The following is a 26,351-nucleotide window of genomic DNA, read 5'->3' as shown; positions in this document are numbered from 1 at the left end:
TGTGTTTTTATATTAGCCGACCGAAAGTAATCTGGGTAGCTGCAGAATGATGTCCGCTACGATAAAAAATTTGCGTGACAATCAGCTAAATTTGCTGATATTCAATGTGGATTACCAGTTTTTGCTAAAGATGTTGCAGCTTGAGCTTGGTTTTTTGGATACAATGTGCTGCCTGTTGCAGCCTTAATCCAGATGTTTCAGTGATTATTGATGTGCAGCAGTGCTCTAAGCCGGGCAAGGTTTGGTGGAAGTTTGTTATAGGGAATATTTGTCATGAATATTGGTGTACTGGGTGCGGGAGCGTGGGGTACTGCGCTGGCCATTCATTTTGCCCTACATTCGCATAAAGTATGGCTATGGACCCATAATATACAGCATGTGCAGCAATTACAGCAGCAGCGGCAGAATCAGCGTTATCTACCGGGTTTTGATTTACCTAAAAATTTAGCTGCTGTGGCAGAGCTGGCCTCAGCCGAATTAATTATTATTGCTACGCCGGTGGCAGCTTTACGGCAAAGTGCACAGAGACTGGTGGATGCTGGCTTGAGTGATGTGCCCATTATTGCAGCTTGCAAAGGATTCGAGCAGCAAACTGGTTTACTGCCGCAGCAAGTGCTGGCAGAAGTGATGCCTAAGAATCCATGTATCGGTGTTTTATCCGGCCCGAGTTTTGCTCAGGAGCTGGCACAGCAGCTGCCCTGTGCGGTAACACTGGCATCAGAAAATTTTGTTTGGATTCAGGCTCTGGCGGCTAGGTTGAATAATACCGTTTTGCGGTTATATGCCAATGCAGATGTGATTGGTGCGGCTGTTGGTGGTGCGGTAAAGAATGTCATGGCGATTGCAACAGGTATTGCTGACGGATTGAACTATGGTATTAATGCGCGTGTTGCGTTAATGACGCGCGGTATGGCGGAGATATCTCGTCTGAATCAGGCACTGGGTGGTCAGGCTGCGACGTTGATGGGGCTATCGGGTATGGGAGATTTGATTCTGACCTGTACCGGCTCGCTGTCGCGCAATCGCAGAGTAGGGTTGCTGCTGGCAGAGGGCAAATCACTGCCGGAAGCGCTTACTGAACTTGGACATGTGGCGGAAGGTGTATATACTGTCGAGGAAGTTTGCCGACAGGCTGCTTCGCTCGGTGTGGATATGCCAGTAGCCTGTATTCTCAAGCAATTGTTTGATGGCTGTATAGAAGTTCAGGAAATGGCTGAAATATTAATGGAACGTGCACCTAAGACGGAATAATAATCAAATTCAATAATGAATAACAATTTAAAGTGGCAGCATGGAAATTCAGGCATTCATGCTGTGTATTCTGAGGATGGAAGCGGGTAGGGAATGGAAAATCAATTAGAACAACTGGAAGATTGCATTAAGCGGCTGGTAATACATTTTAATTCTCTTCTGGCTGAAAAGCAGCAGCTGACACAGCAACTGTCATCGGTAAAAGAAGAAATGCAGCAGCAGAATGAAAAATTTCAGACTGAACGTGAACGGATACGAAACCAGCACGAGCAGGAAAAATTACACTTGCAGGAAAGCATGCAGACAACGATTGATGGATTAATTGCTGAAAAAAACCGTTATACTTCGGTAATTAAGGCATCCAGTGATGAATTACAGCAATTGCTGAAACGCTTGCCTAAGGCGCAGGAGGAATCCTAATGGATGAAATTCAACAGGTTCGTGTGGAAATTCTTGGCCGTCCTTTTAATATCGGTACGCCCAAAAGTGAGCATGAAACATTGATGCAGGCGGTAAAAATGCTCAATGAAAAGATTGCTGCGATTCAAAGTTCCGGACGAATTGTTGAAACAGATAAAATCGTGATTATGGCTGCGCTGAATTTAGCTCATGATTTACTCAAGCTTACGGTACATGGTAATTTGGAAATCGGTGATTTTGAGCGTAAAATGCAGGATATGATTCAGCTGTGTGAAAGTACCCTCACTCTTGTGGTAAAATAACTTTTTCTTCCCCTGCTGTGTTCGCAAGGACATATATTCCTTTGAACCAATAATTCGCTTTTTTGGCGGTTGGGTAATGGTGGGCGTGAGCATTCTGTGTGAATGAACCCGAAGCCATTCGATACTGCCAGCCTTGTCCTCAAGGTTCAAGCGGATAGCGTCCAAAACGGCACATGTGGGGGAAACCCATTTGAACAGGCTGTCTGATATTTCAGGCAGCCTGTTTTCAGTTGTTGCCAAATGTGTATCGCTAAATCACATTGTTTCAGAATAGATCTTTCGCGTTTGATCGGGCGAAATACCGGTCATAGCTGCATATGAAAAGATGTTATTTGCGATAAAAATCTGCTTTTTTATAATAAAATTCATTATTTACTGCTATTTTCATTTTTTTTGAAAATATATTGGTCTGACTGGGTTAAGTATGAGTAGGTCAATCTGCGCTAAGATGTTTCGCTGTTTCAGAAGTACGTTTTTCAATCTTTTTTGAGATTGCGCTATTATCATTGTCTTCATACCGGCGATAAGATGTGGCAAATCAGGTAGAATTATGGTGGCTGTGTTTTGTCCTGAAACCGGCTGTTTTAGCTAAAGCTCTATCACCTTGTTTCACATTTGTTGTCGCTTTCTCTGTGAACGGTGAGTGTTTAATTCAATTCTCTTAAGCCAGGCAATTAATGTTTTGGCGTGAAAAGTGCTATGTCTGACAATTCTCCTTATATTCCGTTGCGGCTACATACCGAATTTTCTATTGAAGATGGCATTGTTCGGATTAAAGAAGCGGTAAAACGTGCCAGTGAGCTCGGTTTGCCGGCACTCGGTATCAGTGATCTGATGAATGTGTTCGGCATGGTGAAATTTTACAAGGCCTGCCGCAATGCGGGTATTAAGCCCATTATGGCAGTGGATGTGCGGGTGGAAAATCCAGAGCAGCCGGATAAACCTTTTCGTCTGATGCTGGTGGTAAAGAATCATGATGGTTATCTGCGTTTGAATCAGTTATTGACTGACGCTTATGTGGGGGAAGACCGCAATCCGAATCAGCCTGTTATCCGCCAGCAATGGCTGGCAGATGGGGATAATAGTGGTCTGATCTGTCTGTCTGGGGCGCAGTATGGTGAAATCGGACAGGCTTTGCTGGCGCAGAAGCCGGAGCTGGCTGCGCAGGTGTGTGCTAAATATCAGCAATGGTTTGGTGAACGTTTTTATCTGGAAGTACAGCGTTTGCCTGAACGGCCGGAATGGGAAGCAGTGGTGGCCGGTAGCGTTGCGCTGGCTGCTACACATCAGATACCGGTGGTGGCGACGCATCCGGTGCAGTTTATGGATTCAGCAGACTTTCAGGCACATGAAGCCCGTGTATGTATTGCCAGTGGCTATGTTCTGGCAGATAAACGGCGCCCGCATGATTTTGTTCCGAGTCAGTATTTTGTGACGCCTGAGGAAATGGCTGAGCGGTTTGCCGATATTCCGGAAGCGCTGACTAATACCGTAGCAATTGCACAAAGTTGTAATTTGACGCTGACGCTGGGCGAGCACTATCTGCCGTTGTTTCCGACACCACAAGGAATGACACTGGATGATTTGCTGGTGCAGCTTAGTAATAAAGGGTTGAGTGAGCGTATGGCGTTTCTGTATCCGGATGAGGCTGAGCGGACTCAGAAAATGCCGGAATATCAGCAGCGGCTGGATTATGAGCTGGGTATTATTATTCAGATGCAGTTTCCAGGCTATTTTCTGATTGTGCAGGACTTCATTAATTGGGCTAAACAGAATGGTTGTCCGGTAGGGCCGGGGCGTGGTTCTGGTGCGGGCTCACTGGTGGCGTATTCGCTGAAGATTACTGATTTGGATCCGCTGCGCTATAACTTGCTCTTTGAACGCTTTCTGAATCCTGAGCGCGTATCGATGCCTGACTTCGATATCGACTTTTGTCAGGAAAACCGTGGACGTGTGATTCAGTATGTCCGGCATAAATATGGTGTGCCTGCGGTTAGTCAGATTGTGACTTTTGGCACGATGTCGTCCAAGTCGGTGGTACGTGATGTGGGAAGGGTGTTGGATTTGCCGTTTGGCCTGTGCGACCGTTTATCCAAGCTAATACCTGTGGAGGCCAATAAGCCGTTAAGTTTAACTAAGGCGATGGAAGCAGAACCACAGATACAGCAGTTATTGCGTGAAGAAGAGGCTGAAGAGCTGATGACGCTGGCGCTAAAACTGGAGGATTTGACGCGTGGGTTGGGTATGCATGCCGGTGGGGTGTTAATGGCACCGGGTAAAATTGCTGACTTCTGCCCGATTTATCAGGCCAGCGGTGAAGATGCATCACCGGTTTCCATGTTTGATAAGGATGATGTAGAGCAGATAGGGCTGGTGAAATTCGACTTTCTTGGGTTGCGGAATTTAACCATTATTGAAATGACGCAAAAATTTATTCTGGAGACGACCGGCCAGAAAGTTGATGTTAATCATATTCCATTAGATGATGCGGCTACTTACGCCAGCATTTTTGCTAAGGGTAATACCACCGCTGTTTTCCAGTTTGAGTCGGTGGGCATGAAAAAAATGCTGATAACCGCGCGTCCGACTAAATTTGAGGAAATTATTGCTTTTGTGGCCTTGTATCGGCCGGGCCCGATGGATCTGATTCCGGACTTTATCCGGCGTATGCACGGTGAAGAAAAAGTGGAATATTTGCATCCAAATCTGGAACCGGTGCTTAATTCTACCTACGGTGTAATGGTGTATCAGGAGCAGGTGATGCAGGCGGCGCAAGTCTGCGGGGGGTATACACTAGGTGGCGCCGATTTATTGCGGCGAGCTATGGGTAAGAAAAAGGTTGAGGAAATGGTGAAGCATCGCGCCATTTTTGAAGCCGGAGCCGCGGAAAAGGGTATTGATAAGGATACAGCCAACGAAATTTTCAATTATATGGAAAAATTCGCTGGTTATGGTTTCAATAAATCTCATGCGGCCGCTTATGCGCTGGTGTCGTATCAGACGGCATGGCTGAAATGCCATTATCTGGCGGAATATCTGGCTGGTACGATGTCCAGTGAGTTGACCAATACTGACCAGCTAAAAATCTTTGTCGATGATGGCATTGAAAATGGTATTACCTTTTTGCCGCCCAGTATTAATCAGTCTTTTTATCGGTTTACTCCGAACAATCAAAAACAGATACGCTATGCATTGGGTGCGATTAAGGGCACCGGTGAGGGTGCAGTGGAAGCGATTGTCCGAGCACGTGAAACAGGTGGGCCATTTACAGACCTGTTTGATTTTTGTCAGCGGGTTGACCGCCAGCATATCAACCGTCGCACTATTGAAGCGCTGGTGCGTGCCGGTGCCTTTGATGAACTGAATCCGAATCGGGCACAGTTGCTGGCCAATATTGGATTGGCTATGGAAAATGCTGAACAGGTGGCAGCCAATGCCAATCAGGGTGGGCTGTTTGATCTGGTTGAGGATGCGATAGAACCCTTGCAAATGGAAGAAGTGGCGCCATGGTCCCTGGCTGTGAAGCTGGCAGAAGAAAAACAGGCCATGGGCTTTTATTTTTCTGGTCACCCTTTCGAGCCTTATGCTGATAAGGTGCGTGCACTGGTGGGTACTAAACTTTCTGCGTTAAAACCATCCAATAATAAACAGAAGGTAGCCGGATTTGTTACCGGTGTACGCTATATTATGGGAAAACGTGGTAAGTTTGCTGTGGTGCAGCTGGAAGACGGCACTGATAAGCAGGAGGTGGTGGTAGCAGGGCAGGCCTTGGAAGAATACGGCGCCAGTCTCAAAGCGGATCAGGTGCTGATAATGGAATGTAAGGTAGCGGTAGATGAATACAATGGCGGTGATGGTTTGCGTATCACTGCAGATGATGCATTTACTTTGGCTCAGGCCAGTGCGCGTTATGCGCGCAGTCTGCAATTATATATTGCTGCTGATGCGCCAATTCAAAAGCTAGCTGATTTGCTAAAGACTTATTGCGGAGAACAGGCGCATGTACCGCTAAAATTTTGCTGCCGCCACCAACAAGCTTATGGCGAGCTACGCGCAGATAAAAGTTGGCTGATTAGGCCAGAAGCTGTTTTGTTTGATAGCTTGTATTCTTTACTAGGGGATGAAGCGGTACAAGTAAGCTTTTAAAATGGGATTTTATTGCTTTTTCCTGTAATTCACGTAAGTTAGAAATATTTAATTCGTACGATAATGATCAAATCTTATGTTTAAGCTTTAAATGTGATGGATTTAACTAATTTTACTCACAATACTACTGAGATTTATTGAAGATATCTTTAACTCTCTATTGTATCTAAATGTATTGAGCATTGAGATTGTATTTATCTGCTTCTATTCTGGCCGCTTTACCTCCGTTGCCACAGTTTCACGCTGATTGGTCGGTGTATATGCTGCTTTGTGATAATGGTGCTTATTACTGTGGAATCTCATACCGGCCGTTGCTGCGCTGGCGGGCGCATTGTTCGGGGAAAGGGGCAAAGTATACGCGTATGCATACTCCAGTGCAGATGCGGCTGGTGTGCGTGGGTATAAATAAAGCCGCGGCAGCCAGATGTGAATTTCGGCTTAAGCGGCTAAAGGTGGCAGAAAAAAGTGCATTGTGGCAGTTGTTGCCCGATTTTCAGACACGAATTTAATTTCTGTGCAATTAATTCGTTGCTGATATCTTATAGCAATGCGTCAAATCCCGGATCGGATGAGGCCGGAATTTTGTTAACTGGAATATTTTTTTCCGGAGCTGGATGTACTTTTTCTGGTACTGTGGGGGCGGGATTTAACGGGGTTATGTCTTGTTTGGATGTATCATCCATATCCTCATCCACTTCTACATTGCTGCTTTCTGGAGCAATTTCCTGTTTAGGTTGTGAGTTGATAGTGTTGATGTGTTTTAGTTCAACCAGCTCACCTTTACCACTAGTCCACTGTAACGAGCTAAGTGCACCGCTGACTTTAGTTTTGCCGGCACTACATGTAAGACAGATTAATGTGTTGGCCGGTTTAATCAAGGCAGCAGCTAGACGCTTTTGGTCTACCTGTTGCTGATGCTGATTTGCCCACGAACTAATACTCTGATTAAGTAGTTTTTTGTTTAGATTACGTTTGTTATAGGGGTCTCGGTAAACCGCAATCCAAATATCGTTCTGTTCGTCGATATTTACTGAAACTTGCTGATAGATTACCGCTGCATCTGCACCGCTTTGAACAGTTGCAGCAAAATCCAATGCGTTGGGGCTTTGCAGCCGAACACAGCCATGACTTCGTACGCCGGGTACACTGCTGGGTACATTTGTACCATGAATGCCTAGACCGAGCCTGGGTTCACCAAGACGGACAAATACCGGACCAAGCGGATTTTTGGGGCCGGGCGGTACTGATTTCTGTACCACTTTTCCACTGGCCGCCATTTCTTTTTGAATACTACGCGGTACGCTCCAAGTGGGATTGGCCACTTTAGCACCAATTTTGTATTCACCTAGCGGTGTTTGTGTACTCGCTTTACCGACAGTTATGGGATAGGTTTTGATTAACTTGCCATCTTGAAACAAAAACAGCCGTAGCTGCGGAATATTCAGTATGACCTGCTGCCCCTTACTAGGTACGGCATAATCTGGCATGGGGATGGCAGCATATGCACTAGCAGATATGATGGAAGTGGTGAGTGCATAAAGTATAGGTTTCAACATTATTCTGAAAATCCGGTATGGCAATATGAATATAATCATAACGTAATTTGTCTGTGATGTGAGAAAATATACACAATTAAGATTATTTGCGGTCTTTTTCTGGCTTGAGGGTTCAGTTTGGAACAACAGTTGACAGCACATATTATTGACTGGAATCAGGAAGGGCGCGGTGTTGCCCGTGTAAACGGTAAGGCTGTATTTATTGAATATGCTTTACCGGGTGAGGTGGTGCAGTGGCAGTCGGTACGGGAAAAAAAGTCCTACACTGAGGGCAAAATTGGCAAACTGCTGCGCGCTGCTAATGCACGTATACAGCCACCTTGTGTGTACTATGGACGGTGCGGTGGCTGTAACAGCCAGCATATTGAGTTTACAACTCAGGTAGCTCTGAAACAACGTGCGTGGATGAATCAGATGCGGCGTTTAGGAAAGGTGCAACCAGACGAGCTGATGGCACCAATATATGGACTGCCATGGCATTATCGTGAACGGGTACGTTTGCGCGCTGTGTATGAGGAAGGACGTCTGAAACTGGGCTTTCAGGCCAGACACAGCCATCATATTGTAGATATTGATAAATGTATGGTGTTGTCGGAAGCTTTGTCAGAAGCATTAAAGCCGATTAAAACATTATTGCAAAGCTGGCCGGAGCATAGTGTGGCCGGTGTGATGCTGCATCAGGGCAATGAAGTAATTGCTCTTACTTTGCAGGCTTCTGCTATTAACCAAAATCAGCGCAAACAGATTGATTCTTTGTTGCTGCAATTGCAGCAACAAACCGGAAAGCTATGGCAATGGTGGTTACAAACAGGCCGAACCACTGCGTTGCAGACTGCTAAGCACATGTACAAACTAAGCTATCATCTCCCTGAATTTCAGGTAGTGATTCCTTATCAGCCTGAAGATTTTACTCAGGTTAATCAGCTGACTAATGCTTTAATGGTACAGCGTGCCATACAATGGCTACAACCGCAAGCCGGGGAAAGAATTATAGATTGGTTCTGCGGATTGGGTAATTTCAGTTTACCGATTGCGCGGATGCAGGCTGAAGTAGTGGGTGTGGAAGGGATGGCTGCCATGTGCCGACGTGCCACTGCCAATGCCCAATATAATGGCCTGAAACATTTAGCCCATTTTCAGCAGGCTGATCTTTTTGAAATGAATGGGCAACGTTTACGTAAGTTTGGATATGCGCATAAATGGCTGCTCGACCCGCCGCGGGCAGGCGCTCAAGCTTTGATATTGGCTTTAAATGAGCTTGAAGAACGGTTTCTGCCTAAGCGGATTGTGTATGTGTCCTGTGATCCGGCTACGCTGGCACGTGATGCTGGTTTACTGGTTAAATGTGGTTACCAGTACCGTGCCGGCGGCATTATGAATCTATTTGCACAAACAGCACATCTTGAATCTATGGCAGTGTTTGACAGATGAGTGCAGCTTAAGCTTTGGATAGGCATTAGGGAGGGGATATTGGATAAGAAAATGCCTGAATATGTTTAATTGTTTCTTTAAAAGAAAAAATATATTTACTCTGCGGGATTTGTCCGTAGGTTTATTCAGGCTACTATTAATCTGTTAGACAAATTGACAAAGGAAATAAATGATGAGCCGATTTACCTGTATTTTGATGGCCACATTGTTGGGTATAAGTGTCCCAGCAATGGCTGCAACTTATAAACTTGATCCCTTGCATACCAACGCACGATTCACTTTAGATCATTTTGCCACTTCCAGCAATGTAGGGGGATTTTATAATCTTGAGGGTGAGTTGCAATATGATGCGAAAGCTAAAACCGGTGCAGTAGATATTACTCTTCCACTGGCTAAGCTGGATACGGGCCGCAGTGAATTTACTCAACATCTGCAAAGTAAAGCTTTTTTTAATGCGGCACAATATCCGTCACTGCGATTTGTTTCGCAGAACTGGATTTTCGATAAAAATGGAAAAGTTAGGGCTTTGCGCGGCCAATTAACAATGGTAGGGCAAACACACCCTGTAGTTTTGCGTGCTACTAAATTCAATTGTTATAAAAGCCCGATGACACAATCACAAGTTTGTGGTGGTGATTTTGAAGCTGTAATTGATCGTACTCAATGGGGAATTAATGAGTATGTGCCGGTTATGCCGGCAAGTCGCTATGTTAAGCTGAATATTCAGGTAGAAGCGGCAAAACAATAATCTTCCAATATCTTAGCTACGGATTACCTTATTTGAGTTTGGGTAATCCGTTTCTGTATATATTGGTTAGGTTATAGCAGTATTTTATTTTTGCCAGAATTAAGATTGTTATTTGATTATTTGTCTTATTGTTTTTATACTGAGTTTGTTTTAAGTGTAAACATAACATGCCGGCATAATGTAATTTCAAAATATTTTGAGAAAACAGTGTTTTAAATTTATGCCTATTTGATTTTAGTAATAACCAGTAACAAATGCAATCAGTCTTGTGGTTAAGAGGAGTGTGAAAGTTTTATGTGGTGTATCAAAAAATTAGATGAACTTTCGTCACAAGATTTTTATCGCATTGCACGATTGCGTATTGACACTTTTGTGGTAGAGCAGCAGCGGATATATCAAGAATTGGATGACTGGGATGTGTTGGCCAAACATGTTTACTATAAACGAGACGGGCAAATTCTGGCTTATGCCAGAATGTATTTAGCTGGTGTGCATTTTACATTCAGTCGCTTTGTCACCCGCTCTGATTTTCGTGGTACCGGCTTAGGAGACCAGCTGATTAAATTAATCCTGCATTATGCGCAAAGTCACTATTCAGAGTATCCGATTAAAATTGAGTCGAGCCGTCAGGTTCTTAAATTTTATCAACAGCATGGTTTTAAAATACAAGGAGCACCGTATATTACGGATGGTATCCCTTTTGTAGATATGCTATATCAGCCGGAATGATTTCCTAGCGAGTTTTTCTCGTGTTTTAGGTGAGCTGAATATAAAAAACCGGTACTTTAGTACCGGTTTTTTATATTCAGGCTATTAATTGTTTAGGCTAATGCCATTGTTTTTCAGAATTTGATTGATTTGTTGGGATACTTTTTCCTGTTTGGCCTGATTGCGAAGCTGCTCTTTAATCTGGTCAAATGCGGGAGCATCAGGCGCCTGACGCGTACCAGCTAGTTTCAACAGGATGTAATGCCCGTCAATCGTGATCACATTAGGTGAAATCTGACCACTTTTCAGTTGTGAGGCCAGTTGGGCAAATTCAGGAGGCAGTTGCTGTGGGTTCATCCAATTGCTTTGTGGTGCTTCTGGGTTTACCTGTTTAAGCAAAGTTTCGTAAGCCAGTCCTTTTTTCAGTTTGCTTAAACCTTCTTCAGCTGCTTGTTCGCTTGGAAAAACAATGGGCAGTAAGTTGATTTCCTGACTCACCTGTTGATATTGCCGGCGCAAATCACTGTCGCTTACTTCAATGCTGGCAGCCAGATGGTCTACATACTGGGCTGCATAGAATTGAGCCTGCATGTTTTGCCATGCGGCCTGTGTGTCTGGTTGTTTATCCAAACCGGCCTTAAAGGCTTCTGCTTTCAATATATCGGCCGTTTGCAGGCGCAACGTGATTTCTTTCTGAATCTCTGCTTTATTCGGCGCTGGTGCACCCGGCTGTGCCTGCATCTGACGCTCATACTGTTTTAGCATGACATTAATGCGCTGTGAATCAATTTTGGGTGCATCGGCAAAAGCGAGCCCAGCGGCCATGATACTGAAGCCGGCCAGCCAGGTAATGCTTTTTTTCATATCGTAAATTCCTTGTTATCTGATCCGTTTATTAAAGTCGGAAAAAATAATTATTTGATATTTGCATTCTTGTACAGCTGGTCAATAGCCTGAGCCAGAGTGGCACTTTGCAGACGGCGTGACAGGATTGGTTCCATTTCTTTCTGGGTTGGCAGTTTTAGGTTGCGTTTGTCGTTTACGTAGAATACAGCGTAAATGTTGCCGTTACCCTGTACCGGAGCAGGAGTGTACTGACCTTTTTTCAAATCTTTAATGGCGTTATAAACGGGTGTGGCACTCTCTTGAAGGTCTTTCATGGCAACATAGCCTTTTGGAATACCTCCGTTTTCACGGCCGGCCGGATCAATTGTGAACTCTTTGGCTACGGTCGCAAAGCTTTTTTTCTCTTTTAGTTTAGCTATGGCTTTATTGGCCGTGTCTGCATCACGTGTGAGAATTTCACCTAACTGAACTTCCTGAGTGCCGCTGTAATATTTCACCATGTCGTTATAGGCATTGCGCACATCTTCAGGTTTTACAGGGTTATTTTTGGCAACGCTGGCCAGATAAGCCTGAGTCAGCAGATTATCTTTAAAGAAAGCCCATTCTTCTTTGAAACCAGGTTTTTTATCATCGCCCAGACGTTTAGCTTCCGCTTCTGCCTGATTCAATGCATTCAAGTATTCTGGATCTTTATCAAGATTCTGCTTTTTGGCGGCCTGAATCAGTAAGGTACGAGTCACCAGACGGCCAGTGATGCTCTTGCGTAATTCGGGTGTATCCTGAATCTGGTTCTGGCTTTCCTGAACCAATACGGCTACCTGATTATCGACTTCTTTACTGTCGATTTTGGTTCCGTTTACGGTCGCAACCGTCTGGGCAGTAGCAATACCGGTTAGTCCCAGTAAGATGGCAGCAGCAATTAATTGTTTTTTCATGGTTAACTCTCTCATTTAAGTGGATAGAAATAGATTATTGCTTGGTTAAATATTCGCTGTTTGTACATGCCATGATGCTGAGGGCATGGATGGTATTAGCTTTGAATAAATCTTTCAGTAGCTGATGAACCTTCCGCTGACGAGCCAGACGCGATAAACCGTTGAATGCATCGCTGACCACCAGCAAACGATAATGTCCCCCGCCATGATGACCTTTATGCCCTGCATGCAGATGGCTGTCGTCAATCAGTTCGAGTTGTACCGGATTCAGTGATTGCAGGCGCATACGGATGGCTGTTTGGATGTCAGTCATCAGGCAAAACTTTTTTAAAAGGCCGAATCAGTATTTCTTCATAGACGCCTGCATCCACATAAGGATCTTGTTCCGCCCATGCCTGTGCTTCATCTAAAGATTCAAAATCGGCAATGACCAGACTACCAGAAAAACGGCTGTCATCATCTGGCAGAGGATTAGGACCGGCCAAAACCAAACGGTTTTGTGCTTGTAGCTCTTGCAATCGAGCCAGATGTCTGGGTCTGGCCTTGATACGTGCTTCATGACTATTGTCGGCATCAGTGGCCATCAGCATAAACAGCATTACAACTCATCCTTTTTAATGTATCGGCTAATATATACCGTCTGTCCGATGGTAAACAGAACTAAAATGGTGGTACTGCCAAAAAGTTTGAAATTAACCCATTGTGCTTCGGTAAAGCAATAAGCAACCCACAAATTAAGTGTACCCAGTGCCAGTAGAAATATTACCCAAGCATAAGTAAGTTTACGCCATGCCGGAGCTGGCAGGCTAATTTCTTTGCCAATTGTGCTTTTTAGCACGTTTTTTCCGCATAGATGTGAAATCAGCAGGCCTATAGCCATTACCCAAAAAAGGATTGTTGGCTTCCACATTATGAAGTGCGGGTTTTTTAATATTATGGTTGCGCCACCCAGTATTACAACCAAAAGCAGGCTTACCCACTGCATGGTTTGCAGACGCCGGTATTTAATTAAACACCATGCGGCCTGAATCAAGCCGGCTGCGATAGCCACTTCGGTGGCCAGAATAATATTTTTGGTTAAGGCATAGGTAGCAAAGAAGAGAATAACTACCAGAAATTCGAATACTGCTTTCATTATTCAGGACTGTATATCTTTTTTCAGGTTTGTTGTTGTAGGGTGTGAAATAATCTCCATGATACCCTGAGTTTTTACACTTGGCACCTGTTAAAGCAAGGTATTAAACAAAATTTAACCATTGTTGTATATTGGTTTAGTGTTTTTTGGATGATGTTTCGTCTGAAAATATCCACAGTTATGCATGTTATAAGAGCAAAATAGGTCAAGGTGATTTGGCATTAAATGGTCGCAAAAGCTATTATAGCGTGAGATAATATAAAAACAGGTTTAGTGAACGTTAAACACCAGTTGCATTTTAAGTACTTGCAGAAATTTTCAAATGAATAGGCACGAGCCTGATGGCAATGGTGCATTACCGGTGAGGGTACGGGATTGAAGAACGCATATAATTTAAAAATCATCGCACTGTCTTTATGTTTTTCGGCCAGTGCACCTGCATGGGCAGGACTTGGCAGCCTGCAGGTTAACTCTGCTTTGGGAGAGCCATTTTCAGGTAGCGTGGTTGTAACTGGTGATGAAGCCAGAGCCGCTTTAAAGGGTCGGCCGACAATTTCAGGCGCACCGCTACAGGTGCGGGTGACACCGCAAGGGCAGAATGCAGTGATTCATTTGCGATCCAGTAAGCCAATTAGTGATCCGATGATGTCTTTTAGCCTCGTCTCAGGTAGTCAGGGTAGGCAATATACAGCATTACTTGATCCGCCGGAAAATGGGCATGGCTCCTCTGTTTCTGCTCGAAATGGCAGTAAACATCATAAGCAGGCACACTCTGTCAGAAACAAATCCGCTGCACGAGCTACTGCAGCTTTGCAAAATAGGCTTGCTTCAGACAATGCGGTGGTGAAATATAATGTAGACAATAATGAAACACTGATGGATGTTGCACGTAAGGTACGGCCGCAGAATATGACAGTAGAGCAGACAATGCATGCTCTGCTTGTAGCCAATCCACAGGCATTCCGTAATGGTAATCCGGATTTGATGTATCGGAATATCAGTCTGAATATTCCTTCTACTACCCAGCTGTATAAATTATCTAAAGTAAAAATTAAAACGGTTCAACAGCCGGTGACTGCACAGAGTAAATCACCTGTATCTGTTGCGCCAGACGCCAAGGCTGCTGAAAATGCTGCAGCCGCTACTCCAACCAAATCTGATGTATCTGCAAACAAAATTCAGAAAGCTGCCGCTTCAGAACCTATAGCTCCAACTAAGCCAGAAGTAGCTAAAACGCAAGATGTAGGTAAAACTGAAGCCGTTGCTGCCTCCGCATCTGCGCCAGCCGCTTCTGCTGCTTCTGTAGTGAAAGCGAAACCAGTGCAGCCTAAGGTCAATCCAACTCCAGCACCTGTACAGCCTGTAGAACCTACACCAGAAGAATCGTTGTTGCCATCTTGGTGGCCTTATGCTTTGGTTGGTCTCGCTGGTGTGCTGCTGATTGCCGCATTTATATGGCAGAGACGTAAAAAACGCGATGCTGAGGAAGCTGAGGAATATTATTCATCAGATGATGAAGACGATGATGATGTGGTATTCAATGATGAACCACCGAAACTTCAACAGTCAGAACCGGCATCGCCAGCTGCAACTAATCAGGCATCTGTTGCAGTGGCAGCCTCATCAGCGTCAGCCGATGCAGATGATTGGTCGTGGCTGAATGATGAGTCTTCTGACGGCTCCGCGAAAGCTGACGCGCCGGCTGGCAATGTTTCCGAATCTGACGTTACTAGTCAGCTTCCCGAATCAAAACCGGAGGCTGCTGCAAACAAGCCTGAAGAAGATGATATTGACTGGCTGAATTTTAATTTCACCGATGATACGCCAGCTGCTCCTGCAGATACAACAGCCCCATCAGTAGCAGAGATGGATAATGGCGACGATTTATCTTGGCTGGATCAAATTGATGAAACTGAACAGCCGGAAGTGCTGACTTCTAAAGAATCTCCTGTAATTGAGCCGGAAAAAGAAGAAGCAGACAGCGCGGATTTTGAATGGGTGGTGGCTGATGATGCTAGTAAAGATGAGCATGAATCAGCTGTGCATTCTGATGTAGTGATGGCTGAGCAAACAGCCACAGATACTGATGATTTGCCATCATTAGATATGAATTTCAGCCCAGAGGAGGAGCCTGCTGTTGTTGAGCCGGAATCTAAACCGGCGGCAGCTGAAGTGGATACACTTAATGCTTTGGCTGATTTGCAATGGGACGAGGACTTTAAGTTTGATGAAGAGTCCAAAAACGAATCTGCTGCTGTGGCAGAGGATACATCCTCTACAATTGATCAGGCTTTGTCATCTCAGGATCAACATGAGTTTGTTGCTGAAGATGAAGCGATTTCAAATGATATTGATTGGGATGCATTAAGTATTAGTGATGAGCATGAGGATTCACAAGCTACTCCATCTACTTCAGCACAACCGACTGATGCTGATGTGGTGGATGTTTCGTCTATGGACTTTACGCTGGATGATAATCAGGCAGAATCCACAGCTACTGAAAGTAGCGCTGCTCCTTCTTCTGCCCCAATTTCTTCTTTTGCAACTGGCAACGGTGCACAGGATTGGCTAGAGCAGTCGGCCGAAGAGGAAGAAGAAACTGATAAGCCATTGACACCTGAACAGCAGGCGATTCCGTTACAGGCCAAGCTGGAGCTGGCTAAGATGTATCTGGAGATGGATGATGCGGTGACTGCACGCCAGACTTTACGAGAATTGGTCGATGAAGCTAATGGCGCAGTGCTGGCGGAAGCTCAGAATCTGTTACAACAGCTAGGTGGCTAATCTGTACAGAGCATCCTAAATGCAGTTCATATTTGGTAAAGACTGAATCCTGTATCAGGATTCAGTCTTTTTTATTTCGAGTATGTATCTAGATTTGATTTATATGACGATATTTTGGAAGCAGTAAAAATGCTGTATTTGGATAGATTATATGCGGCTGGTGTTGAAAAATGTATTTGCAAAATCTTTGGTATGTTATCCAACTGCTATTGTCTTTAAACAGCTTTTTACTAAGTCTGGTAGCAAAAACGGAAACTATCATCAATCAGCATCTGTCTAATGATTTGGATGAGTGTGCCGGCCGCTAAATTGTTTATCTTACCTGTTTATTTGGTTAGCAACTCGTTATAAATATGAACGCAAATGATGGCTATGCGATAATAATGCCATATAACAGTGTGTATTAGTGTGGATTTGGAAAAGTAATGGTAGGTATTGTGGTAAAGCGTCCAGAAAATATGCAGGATGATATTGGCTATAAGCAGCGCTGGGCATTAACAATTGCTTATTATGGTACGGCTTTCCATGGCTGGCAGAAACAGCCAGACGGACTATATACCATTCAGTCGGTGTTGGAAAAAGCAATAAGCTCTGTAGCGGCGGAAGAAATAGAGGTGGTGGTGGCAGGGCGCACTGATGCTGGTGTTCATGCTACCGGTCAGATTGTGCACTTCGACACGCATGCCAGACGAAGTGCGGAGGCATGGCTGCGTGGAAGCAATACGGCAATGGATAAAAATATCCGGATTCTTAAAGCTCAGATGGTTGCTGCTGAATTTCATGCACGGTTTGATGCTTGCGGACGGCGTTACCGTTATATGCTTGAATCCAGTCGTATCCGTATGCCGCAACTGCGTGGACGAGTCGGCTGGACTCATTATCCTCTCAATATGGAATTGATGCGTGAAGCAGCTGCATTGCTGGTTGGTGAACACGATTTTTCCAGCTTTCGCTCCAGTGACTGTCAGGCTAAATCACCAGTAAAAACTTTGTATGCACTGAGACTCAGTGGTAGTCCTGAATTGATGGCGATAGATTTCCATGGCAGTGCATTTGTCCACAATATGGTGCGTAATATTGTAGGTGCGCTGGTGTATGTGGGAGCGGGTAAGCTAAGTGTGTCTGGATTTGCACAATTGCTGGCGGCAAAAAGCCGGCAACTGGCTCCGCCAACATTTATGCCGGACGGGCTGTACCTTACCGGTGTTGATTATCCCGCTCAATGGGATGTGGATACGCAGCCATTGCCGCTATGGCTGTGGCCGGATCTTGATTAATTTAGGTGAGCACTAGCTGGCAGTTAAAAAAGGTGAAATATGAATATTCGTACAAAGATTTGTGGCATGACGAGGGTTGAAGATGCACAGTTTGCTGCACAATTAGGGGTAGATGCCATTGGGTTGATATTTTTTGCTGGCAGTAAGCGCTGTGTCACGATTGGGCAGGCTCAAACGATTGTGCGTGCAATAGCACCTTTTGTTACGGTGGTCGGGCTGTTTGTAAATGCACGGGCTGCTGAAATAGAGGATGTACTGGCGAAGGTGCCGCTGGATGTGCTCCAGTTTCATGGTGATGAAAATGCGGAATTCTGTCGCCAATTCCAGCGTCCATATATTAAGGCTGTGCGGGTACAAAACAGGGCTGATATTGAAACGGCTGCTGCTGTGTATACGGATGCACGTGCTTTATTGTTTGATGCTGCGGTCAGTGGACAATATGGCGGTACTGGGCAGAGTTTTGATTGGCAAATTTTGCCGTCCACGCTGGCACGGCCATGGGTGCTTTCCGGTGGTTTGAAACCTGAAAATATTGTCTCTGCAATCAGACAAAGTAATGCGCTGGCCATTGATGTGTGCAGTGGTGTGGAGCAGGCACCCGGTGTCAAGGATAAGCACAAGATGCAGGATCTGATGTCTGCAATTAGTACTTTTTCTGCTTAAAGTGTTGAATCTAGGTACTACTAATACCTTTGTTTGTACAGAATGATAATATTACTTTTATAAAAAAATTAGTTATTTAAAATATATTTTTGCGATAGTGGAATTTTTATTTTTGGGCTTTAAAGATTTCCAAATCTGTGCTGATTTTGACTTTTACGCGGAAAAGTATTAAGGAGTTTTGGTTATATTAGCTTAGATAGATGATGCTTTAAAGCTGAATTTTTTTATCGGACTAAAATAAAACGAATGTTTTGGTTTAATAAAACGATATTTACCTGTCTGTCTGAGTATTGTGTTTTATTTCAGATTTTGATGGGAAATTTCAATGTAATAGGTTCGTTGTTATGTGTGAATGGTATGGTACAAGATTTTCAAAGTGGTTCTGATGTCTAGATACGAAAAGTAATGTACTAAAAATATGATTTATCGTGTCGCTACAATCAATTTATTTAACGATGGTTTTTTCATTATTCATCATAATTGAATAAACGAACTTTCTTATATGACGTTTGTTTCTGATACTGCGAAACAGGTTATTCAGAACACAAGTCTGCATCGGCGTCATTTTGGTAATTATTTATGTTTGTTTTTTTTGATATCGGAAATTGCGACATAGACAGATGAAAGCAAAGTTGTGAGTGCAATTATTCTGTAGGTTAGACGGTTTACAGGATAATGTATTTAAAAAATGTTAATATGGCCGAATAGTTTTATTCTCTAGGTATTTAGTCGCTCAATGGAAAAAAATATGGAAAATTATCATTATCCGGATGAACAGGGATTTTATGGTGAGCATGGCGGGCTGTTTGTATCAGAGACACTGATTACGGCTCTAACTGAGTTAAAACAGGCTTATTATGCAGCGAAGGCTGATCCGGCGTTCTGGGCACAATACCATGAAGATTTGAAATATTATGTGGGACGTCCTAGTCCGGTGTACTATGCCCGCCGCCTAACTGCCCATCTGGGCGGGGCACAGATTTATTTGAAGCGGGAAGACCTGAATCATACCGGTGCGCACAAAATCAACAATACGATTGGTCAGGCTTTACTGGCACAGCGCATGGGTAAGAAGCGAGTGATTGCCGAAACCGGTGCTGGTCAGCATGGTGTGGCATCAGCGACAGTGGCAGCACGATTCGGCATGGAATGCACAGTGTTTATGGGCACAGAGGATATTCAGCGTCAGGCACCGAATGTGTACCGGATGAAACTTTTGGGTGCAAAGGTGGTGGGTGTGGATTCAGGCTCATGCACGCTGAAAGATGCCATGAATGAGGCTTTGCGTGAGTGGGTGGCACGGGTAGATGATACTTATTATATTATTGGTACTTCTGCCGGTCCGATGCCCTACCCAGAAATGGTACGCGATTTTCAGTGCGTGATTGGCAATGAGGCCAAGCAGCAGATGCAAGAAGCAATCGGGCGTCAGCCGGATGTAGCTGTAGCCTGTGTTGGTGGTGGTTCTAATGCGATCGGGCTATTTTATCCTTACATTAATGTTCCTGAAACGCGTCTGGTGGGAGTAGAGGCCGGTGGTCTGGGTCTGACTGGACATCAGCATGCTGCGCCCATCAGCTCACATAGTCCGGTAGGGGTTTTACACGGCTTCCGCAGTTATTTGATGCAGGATGAAAACGGGCAGGTGGTTTCCACGCATTCAGTTTCTGCCGGTCTGGATTATCCAGGAATCGGTCCCGAACACAGCTTGCTGCATGATATTGGTCGTGTTCAGTATGAAGCTATGGGTGACGAGGCAGCGATGGAAGCGTTCCATCTGCTCTGTCATCAAGAGGGAATCATACCAGCGCTGGAATCTAGCCACGCTCTGGCATGGGCTGTGGCCAATGCGCCGAAAATGAGTCCAGATGAAGTGATTCTGGTGAATCTTTCCGGCCGCGGTGATAAGGATATCAATACGGTTGCCCGTTTGGATGGTATCAGCCTGTGATTATGCAGGCCACTGTGCTGTAATTGTTTGAATATTGTTTGTAGTGTATGAATAATCGCATCAGGCTGTCTTCTGTACAGATTTTTGTGATGGCGTTGGCCATCGGTCTGGCGGTAGCTAGTAATTATTTTGTTTTTCCGCTGATTGAGGTCATGGCTCGCTATTTTGGGCTTAATGTGGACAGTAGCGGAATGCTGATTACACTCACACAGTTGGCCTATGCGCTGGGACTGATGTTTCTGGTGCCTTTGGGTGATTTGCTGGATAACAAAAAACTAATCGTTTCGCTGTACGGTATAGTCAGTATTAGTGCACTACTCATTGCACTGGCGCCGAATATATATTTATTTGTAGCCGGACTGTTGCTGGTGGGTGCTTTTTGTACGGTTGCGCAGATACTGATGCCACTAGCAGCCAGCCTAACCGATCCTGAGCAGCGCGGGCGGGTAATTGGTACGTTGATGAGCGGTTTGTTGCTGGGGATTCTGCTGTCGCGTACTTTTTCCGGTTTGGTGGCTCATTGGTGGGGCTGGCGCATGGTGTATGTATTAGGCGCGGCCATGCTGATGCTGATGACGCTGACTTTGCAATGGAAGTTACCGCATGTACAACGTGAGCGCAGCCGATCTTTTGGCTATTGGCAGACACTGGTATCGGTGTGGTCTTTGTTGTGGCGTACGCCGTTATTGCGTCAGCGCGGTGTGCTGGGGGCTCTGGATTTTTGTCTATTTTCTGTGTTGTGGACGCCGCTGACGCTGTTGCTCAGTAACGCTCCTTATCATTTCAGTTTAAGTACGATTGGTTTGTTCGGACTGTTTGGTGCGCTGGGTATATTCGGTTCCAATGTCGGAGGCTGGGCAGCTGATAAAGGCCGCAGTTATGCAATGACTGTGGTGTGTGCGCTGCTGTTTCTCTTCAGCTGGGCACTGCTGTATGCCGGTGGCCAGTATCTGTGGGCGCTGATTGGCGGGGTAATACTGCTGGATTTTGCTATTCAGGCTTTGCATATCTGCAATCAGTCGTTAATTTATCGTTCTGATCCGGCGCTAAAAGGTCGTATTGCATCGGGCTATATGAGTATGTATTTTATCGGCGGTGTACTTGGTTCGCTGGCTTCCGCTATGGCTTATGCACATGTCGGCTGGAATGGAGTGGCAATGCTTGGAGGCGGAATTGCTTTTTTAATTCTGCTGTGTGCGCTTTTGTTTAAATGTGAGCAAATGTCTTAAGACTGTTTGCGCTCTTCTGATTTGAAATCGTTATTGTGAATAGGATTGAGTATGTCTAGTCATGCTGTGATGACAGTAATTGGTAAGGACCGTATTGGTATTGTTGCTGAAGTTGCCACTTTGCTGGCAGAGCATCAGGTAAGCATTATGAATATTAGCCAGCAGCTTATGGATGATTATTTCACTATGATTATTCTGCTGGATACGGAGCGATGCACAATGCCGCGTTTGCAGTTCAGTGAATTTCTGGACAGTGAAGGTGAAAAGCGGGGTTTGCATATCCGTGTGCAGGACGAAGCTCTGTTTAATGCTATGCATCGGATTTAGGAGTTGTCTATGTCGTTTTCTATTCAGAATAATGAAATTCTGGAAACGGTGCGTATGGTCTCTGACCAGCATTTTGATGTGCGTACCATTACCATTGGTATTGATCTGCATGATTGTATTGATACAGATATTAACCGCCTCAATGAAAAGATTTTTAACAAGATTACGCGGGTGGGAAAAAATTTGGTGCAGACGGCAACAGAACTTTCTGCCAAATATGGTGTGCCTATTGTAAATCAACGCATTGCGGTCACACCGATTGCACAGATTGGTGCTGCCACTGGGGCGGATTCCTATGTATCAATTGCGCAGACGCTGGATAAGGCTGCCAAAGCCATTGGTATTTCGTTTATTGGTGGTTTTTCCGCTCTGGTACATAAGGGTATGAGTCCGGCCGATGAGGTGTTGATTCGTTCCATTCCTAAGGCAATGGCCTGTACTGATGTGGTGTGTAGCTCGGTGAATATCGGCTCTACACGTGCCGGTATTAATATGGATGCCGTTAGATTAATGGGCGAAACCATCCGTCAGACTGCTGAAATCACGCCAGAGGGCTTTGGCTGTGCCAAACTCGTTGTGTTTTGTAATGCCGTGGAGGATAACCCATTTATGGCTGGTGCTTTTCATGGTGCCGGCGAGGCGGATTGCGTGATTAATGTAGGCGTTTCCGGACCGGGTGTGGTTTGTGCGGCATTACAGAATACGCAGGGACTTTCTCTGACCGAAGTGGCCGAGCTGGTGAAGAAAACTGCGTTTAAAATTACTCGCGTAGGTGAGTTAATTGGGCATGAAGCCAGCAAAATGCTCGGTATTCCATTTGGTATTCTGGATTTATCACTGGCACCTACTCCAGCAGTGGGTGATAGTGTGGCACGCATTTTGGAAGCAATGGGGTTGAGTGTATGCGGTACCCACGGTACCACAGCCGCACTGGCCTTACTTAATGATGCCGTGAAAAAAGGCGGTATGATGGCGTCTAGTGCTGTAGGCGGTCTGAGTGGTGCATTTATACCGGTATCGGAAGATGAAGGTATGATAGCCGCTGTAGAAGCAGGTGTATTGACACTGGATAAGCTGGAAGCGATGACCGCAGTGTGTTCGGTAGGTCTGGATATGATTGCGGTACCGGGCGATACACCGGCGAGTACGCTTGCCGGTATTATTGCTGATGAAGCGGCAATCGGATTAATTAATAGTAAAACCACGGCAGTGCGAGTGATTCCTGTTAGCGGTAAAGATGTTGGTGATTACGTAGAGTTTGGAGGCCTGCTGGGACGGGCGCCGGTGATGCCGGTAAAATCCGGTTCCTGCGAGGTGTTTATCAATCGCGGCGGTCGCGTGCCGGCACCAGTGCAGTCGATGAAAAATTAAAGGATGTGCTGTGGTGCATGCTATGATTAAGTTGAGATTATCTGTACAGCGAGTATTGCAGTCTAGCAGGAATTTCGCTGTTGCTAGAGGCAGCTAGAATAGATGTCCGTCTGGTGTCGCAGCAGCATTGGCACACTTCGAAAAGGGTAGATAAGGAAAATGAGTAGAATTCAACAGACGTTTGAGCAGTTGCATGGTCGTACTGCTCTGGTATCGTATATTACCTGTGGCGATCCTAATACGGTTGCTACCGTAAAGCTAATGCAGACGCTGGTTGCCAATGGTACGGATATTATTGAGCTAGGCGTACCTTTCTCCGACCCGATGGCAGATGGGCCAGTTATTCAAGCTGCATCAGAACGGGCTTTGCGTCAACAAGTGTCACTGACAGATGTGCTGTCCGTGGTGGCACAGTTCAGACAGGATAATCAGACTACACCGGTGGTATTAATGGGCTACCTGAATCCAGTTTTTCATATGGGCTATGCATCGTTTGCCCGTGAGGCTGCTCAGGCTGGTGTAGATGGTGTGTTGACTGTAGATTGTCCGGCAGAGGCAATTGATGATTTGCATGAACAGCTGAAATTACACGGGCTGGATTGTATTTTTCTGATTGCCCCGACTACAACTGATGAACGGATTAAACTGATTGGCAGTAAGGCCAGTGGTTTTGTTTATTATGTGTCACTGAAAGGTGTGACTGGTTCATCACAGTTGGATACAACTGAAGTTTCGCGTAAAATTGATCATTTACGCCAGTTTATTAAGGTGCCTGTTGGTGTGGGTTTCGGTATCCGCGATGCTGACAGTGCCCGCCGCATCGGTGCAGTAGCAGATGCAGTGATTGTGGGCAGCCGCTTTGTACAGACGATTGCTGAGCATGCAGGCCATGAAGCTGAGGCGCTCGCACCAGTAGTGGCCGAGCTGAGACAGGCGCTGAAATAATCTGCGTGCAATCCTAATTCTGCCGCCCGTGAGAAGTATGCGGACGGTAATAACCAGGAATGAAAGTATGAGTTGGTTAGATAAAATCCTGCCACCCAAGATTAAAAAAGATCCTGTGGCCAAATCCGGCGGTATTCCTGAAGGTTTATGGCAAAAATGTCCGTCTTGTGCGGCGACTTTGTATGCCACGGATTTGAAGAAAAACATGGAAGTGTGCCCAAAGTGCGGCTACCATAATCCGGTTTCGGCGCGTGAGCGTATTCACTTGATGCTGGATGAAGGTAAACAGTATGAAATTGGTGCTGATATTAAACCGATTGATATTCTTAAGTTCCGAGACAGCAAAAAATATACAGACCGTCTGAGTACTGCTCGCAAACTGACGCAAGAGGATGATGCGCTGGTGGTGAAGCGTGGTACCATGAATGGCGTACCGGTTGTAATAGCTGCTTTTGAATTCAATTTCATCGGCGGGTCTATGGGCTCCGTTGTGGGTGAACGTTTTGTGCGTGGTGTGCGTGAAGCGGTAAAACATAACTGTACTTTTATCTGTGTGGCTGCTTCTGGTGGGGCACGGATGCAAGAAGGCTTGAATTCGCTAATGCAGATGGCCAAAACCTGTGCTTCTCTGCATCTGCTGACGGATAAATCGCTGCCCTTTATTTCGGTATTGACCAATCCTACTATGGGTGGTGTTTCTGCGAGCTTTGCCTTTATCGGCGATGTGGTACTGGCGGAGCCGAATGCACTGATTGGCTTTGCCGGTCCGCGTGTGATTGAACAGACAGTGCGTGAGACTTTACCGGAGGGATTCCAGCGGGCAGAGTTTCTGCTGGATAAGGGTGCCATTGACCAGATTGTCGACCGGCGAGAAATGAAAGAACGTATTGTGCGCTTGATTCAACTATTACGTTCGCAGTCTGGTGCTGATGCAGCCTGAGCGACGGAACTTAATACAAGAATATAATTTAATACCTGGTCAGAAAGTAATTTTCGGCCGGGTATTTGTTTCAGACATAGGTTATTTATGTTTCAGATGAACTGACTTCCCGAATATGCGCTTATAACAGCTCAATAATAATATCTGATCTGTCACTGGGAAAAGGTACCACAGTTAAGCAGTTCAGATTGCATTTTCTCCAGTTTTTCATGGATATAACTGTATTTTGACGCAATTCGCCTTGTCATTTTATACATCTATATAAAATGAAGATTGATTATCCATTAGAAATTAATTGACATTAAAACTTAATCTTTGATAGATATTAAAAAATTAGGTTTTTGTCTGACTTTTCTTTAATCAAATCAAAAAAGAATTGGCTGCATCTTAAGAATTTATACCATGATTATATCTATTGATATATAATCAATAAATCAATGAATTATAATAATAAAATATAAAAGTAATATTCATATTAAAGCATTGACATATTCTATAGCAAATACGCCGTAATAAATTTCGCATTTTAAGATTAGTTTTTTACAAGAATTTTTTTATAAACATATTTCAAATCCAAGACACTATTTGAAATCAACCCCTATCTTATGGGGTATTAACAAAATTCTTTTTCTTATTTCTTTATTCAATTTGTTCAATATTTTATTGATGTAAAAAATTTTATTTTTTCTTATAAAATCCCATAAATATTTTCTTAATGGGATTTATTCTAAATTATTGATCTTCATTTACTAACACAATATTTTTTGATGGTTTTCTTTCAGATTTTTGAGTCTGTTTACTAATGTTTGAATCTTTTCAGCACGACGACCTGAAAGCAATCTGGAATCCCAAAGCCTTTAGCGCGGAATTACTGTTCCCGCCCAGTGAATTTCCTTTGAAATCTTATGACAACCTTGGCTCGATGGCGGTGTCCACATATCAGACAGCTTTTTACTGTTTTCTAACTGGCTCTATTTTGTAATTGTGCCAGTAATATTGGTACATGGCTGTGGGTAATATCTTTAACTGCGGTTAGCAGCCATAATTGCTGGTGCTGCTGATGCAGTTGTTGTAGCTTCTGCAAGGCTTGTTGCTGTGGTGGCTGCTTCAGTTCCTGCTGGTAGCGTAAGCAAAGTTCACCATAGCGGGTATTGGGCTGCTGATGTAGCCACTGTCGCAGCTCGCTGGAAGGTGCAACGGTTTTTAGCCATAAAACGTTGTTCATTCTGGTTTTGCTGATACCACGCGGCCACAGGCGGTCAATCAATACAGCTGGCTGTTGTTGCTGATAGGTGTAGACACGCTCAATGTTATACATGGTTGCTGGGGGAGAATCTGAATTTAATTAATAATAGGTACAATAGCTTGTTTTGACAAGATGATATG

Annotated in this window: 24 protein-coding genes and 1 other RNA gene; 18 read left to right on the top strand and 7 right to left on the bottom strand. The window is 44.7% G+C overall.

Annotated elements, in window-relative coordinates:
* Positions 1–273: 273 nt before the first annotated feature.
* The 6 genes from BHC43_RS10445 (at position 274) to BHC43_RS10420 (ending at position 6,628) form a co-directional block, all read left to right on the top strand.
* Positions 274–1,251, top strand: coding sequence for an NAD(P)H-dependent glycerol-3-phosphate dehydrogenase (locus tag BHC43_RS10445; protein ID WP_100157337.1), 978 nt, complete (start codon positions 274–276; stop codon positions 1,249–1,251).
* Positions 1,252–1,344: 93 nt separating this feature from the next.
* The gene (locus BHC43_RS10440) at positions 1,345–1,671 is read left to right on the top strand and encodes a hypothetical protein (protein WP_100140510.1); all 327 of its coding nucleotides are present in this window, start codon (positions 1,345–1,347) and stop codon (positions 1,669–1,671) included.
* Positions 1,671–1,973 (top strand): cell division protein ZapA, encoded by a 303-nt coding sequence (locus BHC43_RS10435; RefSeq protein WP_100140509.1) that lies wholly within the window; start codon positions 1,671–1,673, stop codon positions 1,971–1,973. The genes BHC43_RS10440 and BHC43_RS10435 overlap by 1 nt, the downstream gene beginning before the upstream one ends.
* A gap of 6 nt (positions 1,974–1,979) precedes the next feature.
* Positions 1,980–2,159: non-coding RNA, 6S RNA (ssrS, locus tag BHC43_RS10430), on the top strand.
* A gap of 513 nt (positions 2,160–2,672) precedes the next feature.
* Positions 2,673–6,119, top strand: a complete 3,447-nt coding sequence (gene dnaE / locus BHC43_RS10425; protein WP_100157336.1) for a DNA polymerase III subunit alpha — start codon at positions 2,673–2,675, stop codon at positions 6,117–6,119.
* A gap of 188 nt (positions 6,120–6,307) precedes the next feature.
* The gene (locus BHC43_RS10420; protein ID WP_257378021.1) at positions 6,308–6,628 is read left to right on the top strand and encodes a GIY-YIG nuclease family protein; all 321 of its coding nucleotides are present in this window, start codon (positions 6,308–6,310) and stop codon (positions 6,626–6,628) included.
* A 30-nt stretch (positions 6,629–6,658) separates the two neighbouring features.
* Here BHC43_RS10420 and BHC43_RS10415 read toward each other — a convergent pair whose 3' ends face one another.
* On the bottom strand, positions 6,659–7,675 hold the full coding sequence (locus BHC43_RS10415; protein WP_180297486.1) for a L,D-transpeptidase: 1,017 nt from the start codon (positions 7,673–7,675) through the stop codon (positions 6,659–6,661).
* A gap of 129 nt (positions 7,676–7,804) precedes the next feature.
* Between BHC43_RS10415 and rlmD the strand changes: the two genes are divergently transcribed.
* The 3 genes from rlmD (at position 7,805) to BHC43_RS10400 (ending at position 10,583) form a co-directional block, all read left to right on the top strand.
* A complete protein-coding gene (rlmD, locus tag BHC43_RS10410; protein ID WP_100157334.1) occupies positions 7,805–9,106 on the top strand; it encodes a 23S rRNA (uracil(1939)-C(5))-methyltransferase RlmD in 1,302 nt (433 codons plus the stop codon).
* Between the two features lie 169 nt (positions 9,107–9,275).
* Positions 9,276–9,854: a YceI family protein gene (locus BHC43_RS10405; protein ID WP_306807703.1), complete on the top strand. Its 579-nt coding sequence runs from the start codon at positions 9,276–9,278 to the stop codon at positions 9,852–9,854.
* A 294-nt stretch (positions 9,855–10,148) separates the two neighbouring features.
* A complete protein-coding gene (locus BHC43_RS10400) occupies positions 10,149–10,583 on the top strand; it encodes a GNAT family N-acetyltransferase (RefSeq protein WP_100140504.1) in 435 nt (144 codons plus the stop codon).
* A gap of 84 nt (positions 10,584–10,667) precedes the next feature.
* On the opposite strand, the gene BHC43_RS10395 is transcribed toward BHC43_RS10400, so the two are convergent.
* Genes BHC43_RS10395 through BHC43_RS10375 form a run of 5 tightly spaced genes read right to left on the bottom strand, consistent with a single transcriptional unit; the run spans position 10,668 to position 13,478 of the window.
* Entirely contained in the window at positions 10,668–11,426 is a 759-nt protein-coding gene (locus BHC43_RS10395; protein ID WP_100157333.1) for a peptidylprolyl isomerase, read from the bottom strand.
* 50 nt (positions 11,427–11,476) lie between these two features.
* Entirely contained in the window at positions 11,477–12,343 is an 867-nt protein-coding gene (locus tag BHC43_RS10390; RefSeq protein WP_100140502.1) for a SurA N-terminal domain-containing protein, read from the bottom strand.
* Positions 12,344–12,377: 34 nt separating this feature from the next.
* Positions 12,378–12,656 (bottom strand): BolA family protein, encoded by a 279-nt coding sequence (locus BHC43_RS10385; RefSeq protein ID WP_100157332.1) that lies wholly within the window; start codon positions 12,654–12,656, stop codon positions 12,378–12,380.
* The gene (locus BHC43_RS10380; protein ID WP_100140500.1) at positions 12,649–12,942 is read right to left on the bottom strand and encodes a YciI family protein; all 294 of its coding nucleotides are present in this window, start codon (positions 12,940–12,942) and stop codon (positions 12,649–12,651) included. Before BHC43_RS10380 ends, BHC43_RS10385 begins: the two co-directional genes overlap by 8 nt.
* A complete protein-coding gene (locus BHC43_RS10375; RefSeq protein WP_100140499.1) occupies positions 12,942–13,478 on the bottom strand; it encodes a septation protein A in 537 nt (178 codons plus the stop codon). Before BHC43_RS10375 ends, BHC43_RS10380 begins: the two co-directional genes overlap by 1 nt.
* Before the next feature lie 375 nt (positions 13,479–13,853).
* On the opposite strand from BHC43_RS10375, the gene BHC43_RS10370 reads away from it, so the two are divergent.
* The 9 genes from BHC43_RS10370 (at position 13,854) to accD (ending at position 24,965) form a co-directional block, all read left to right on the top strand.
* Positions 13,854–16,262, top strand: a complete 2,409-nt coding sequence (locus BHC43_RS10370) for a FimV/HubP family polar landmark protein (protein ID WP_100157331.1) — start codon at positions 13,854–13,856, stop codon at positions 16,260–16,262.
* Between the two features lie 425 nt (positions 16,263–16,687).
* Positions 16,688–17,539 carry a tRNA pseudouridine(38-40) synthase TruA gene (gene truA / locus BHC43_RS10365; RefSeq protein ID WP_100157330.1) on the top strand — a complete coding sequence of 284 codons (852 nt, stop codon included), beginning with the start codon at positions 16,688–16,690 and terminating at the stop codon, positions 17,537–17,539.
* Positions 17,540–17,578: 39 nt separating this feature from the next.
* Positions 17,579–18,202, top strand: coding sequence for a phosphoribosylanthranilate isomerase (locus BHC43_RS10360; protein ID WP_100157329.1), 624 nt, complete (start codon positions 17,579–17,581; stop codon positions 18,200–18,202).
* Positions 18,203–18,950: 748 nt separating this feature from the next.
* Complete coding sequence (gene trpB / locus BHC43_RS10355) at positions 18,951–20,153, top strand: tryptophan synthase subunit beta (RefSeq protein WP_100157328.1); 1,203 nt, start codon at positions 18,951–18,953, stop codon at positions 20,151–20,153.
* Between the two features lie 47 nt (positions 20,154–20,200).
* Positions 20,201–21,382, top strand: coding sequence for an MFS transporter (locus BHC43_RS10350; protein ID WP_100157327.1), 1,182 nt, complete (start codon positions 20,201–20,203; stop codon positions 21,380–21,382).
* Between the two features lie 51 nt (positions 21,383–21,433).
* Entirely contained in the window at positions 21,434–21,709 is a 276-nt protein-coding gene (locus tag BHC43_RS10345; protein ID WP_100140493.1) for an ACT domain-containing protein, read from the top strand.
* Positions 21,710–21,718: 9 nt separating this feature from the next.
* Positions 21,719–23,080 (top strand): PFL family protein, encoded by a 1,362-nt coding sequence (locus BHC43_RS10340; protein ID WP_100140492.1) that lies wholly within the window; start codon positions 21,719–21,721, stop codon positions 23,078–23,080.
* Between the two features lie 159 nt (positions 23,081–23,239).
* Positions 23,240–24,025 carry a tryptophan synthase subunit alpha gene (gene trpA / locus BHC43_RS10335; protein WP_100157326.1) on the top strand — a complete coding sequence of 262 codons (786 nt, stop codon included), beginning with the start codon at positions 23,240–23,242 and terminating at the stop codon, positions 24,023–24,025.
* Between the two features lie 67 nt (positions 24,026–24,092).
* A complete protein-coding gene (gene accD, locus BHC43_RS10330; protein WP_100157325.1) occupies positions 24,093–24,965 on the top strand; it encodes an acetyl-CoA carboxylase, carboxyltransferase subunit beta in 873 nt (290 codons plus the stop codon).
* Positions 24,966–25,926: 961 nt separating this feature from the next.
* Here the strand turns inward: accD and BHC43_RS10325 are convergent.
* Positions 25,927–26,283 carry a DUF488 domain-containing protein gene (locus BHC43_RS10325; RefSeq protein ID WP_100157324.1) on the bottom strand — a complete coding sequence of 119 codons (357 nt, stop codon included), beginning with the start codon at positions 26,281–26,283 and terminating at the stop codon, positions 25,927–25,929.
* Positions 26,284–26,351 lie beyond the last annotated feature (68 nt).

Origin of the sequence: Snodgrassella alvi (assembly GCF_002777855.1) — a bacterium.
Taxonomy (GTDB): domain Bacteria; phylum Pseudomonadota; class Gammaproteobacteria; order Burkholderiales; family Neisseriaceae; genus Snodgrassella; species Snodgrassella alvi_E.
Note: the sequence above shows the minus strand (reverse complement) of the source record. Positions and strands in the feature narration are given on the sequence as shown.

Coding starts and splice junctions, on each gene's coding strand:
- BHC43_RS10360 (WP_100157329.1), top strand. CDS start 17,579: ATGAATATTCGTACAAAGATTTGTGGCATGACGAGGGTTGAAGATGCA.
- BHC43_RS10390 (WP_100140502.1), bottom strand. CDS start 12,343: ATGAAAAAACAATTAATTGCTGCTGCCATCTTACTGGGACTAACCGGT.
- dnaE (WP_100157336.1), top strand. CDS start 2,673: ATGTCTGACAATTCTCCTTATATTCCGTTGCGGCTACATACCGAATTT.
- BHC43_RS10440 (WP_100140510.1), top strand. CDS start 1,345: ATGGAAAATCAATTAGAACAACTGGAAGATTGCATTAAGCGGCTGGTA.
- accD (WP_100157325.1), top strand. CDS start 24,093: ATGAGTTGGTTAGATAAAATCCTGCCACCCAAGATTAAAAAAGATCCT.
- BHC43_RS10340 (WP_100140492.1), top strand. CDS start 21,719: ATGTCGTTTTCTATTCAGAATAATGAAATTCTGGAAACGGTGCGTATG.
- trpB (WP_100157328.1), top strand. CDS start 18,951: ATGGAAAATTATCATTATCCGGATGAACAGGGATTTTATGGTGAGCAT.
- BHC43_RS10325 (WP_100157324.1), bottom strand. CDS start 26,283: ATGTATAACATTGAGCGTGTCTACACCTATCAGCAACAACAGCCAGCT.
- BHC43_RS10385 (WP_100157332.1), bottom strand. CDS start 12,656: ATGACTGACATCCAAACAGCCATCCGTATGCGCCTGCAATCACTGAAT.
- BHC43_RS10350 (WP_100157327.1), top strand. CDS start 20,201: ATGAATAATCGCATCAGGCTGTCTTCTGTACAGATTTTTGTGATGGCG.
- BHC43_RS10375 (WP_100140499.1), bottom strand. CDS start 13,478: ATGAAAGCAGTATTCGAATTTCTGGTAGTTATTCTCTTCTTTGCTACC.
- BHC43_RS10435 (WP_100140509.1), top strand. CDS start 1,671: ATGGATGAAATTCAACAGGTTCGTGTGGAAATTCTTGGCCGTCCTTTT.
- BHC43_RS10345 (WP_100140493.1), top strand. CDS start 21,434: ATGTCTAGTCATGCTGTGATGACAGTAATTGGTAAGGACCGTATTGGT.
- trpA (WP_100157326.1), top strand. CDS start 23,240: ATGAGTAGAATTCAACAGACGTTTGAGCAGTTGCATGGTCGTACTGCT.
- BHC43_RS10415 (WP_180297486.1), bottom strand. CDS start 7,675: ATGTTGAAACCTATACTTTATGCACTCACCACTTCCATCATATCTGCT.
- truA (WP_100157330.1), top strand. CDS start 16,688: ATGGTAGGTATTGTGGTAAAGCGTCCAGAAAATATGCAGGATGATATT.
- BHC43_RS10380 (WP_100140500.1), bottom strand. CDS start 12,942: ATGCTGTTTATGCTGATGGCCACTGATGCCGACAATAGTCATGAAGCA.
- BHC43_RS10395 (WP_100157333.1), bottom strand. CDS start 11,426: ATGAAAAAAAGCATTACCTGGCTGGCCGGCTTCAGTATCATGGCCGCT.
- BHC43_RS10400 (WP_100140504.1), top strand. CDS start 10,149: ATGTGGTGTATCAAAAAATTAGATGAACTTTCGTCACAAGATTTTTAT.
- BHC43_RS10445 (WP_100157337.1), top strand. CDS start 274: ATGAATATTGGTGTACTGGGTGCGGGAGCGTGGGGTACTGCGCTGGCC.
- BHC43_RS10405 (WP_306807703.1), top strand. CDS start 9,276: ATGATGAGCCGATTTACCTGTATTTTGATGGCCACATTGTTGGGTATA.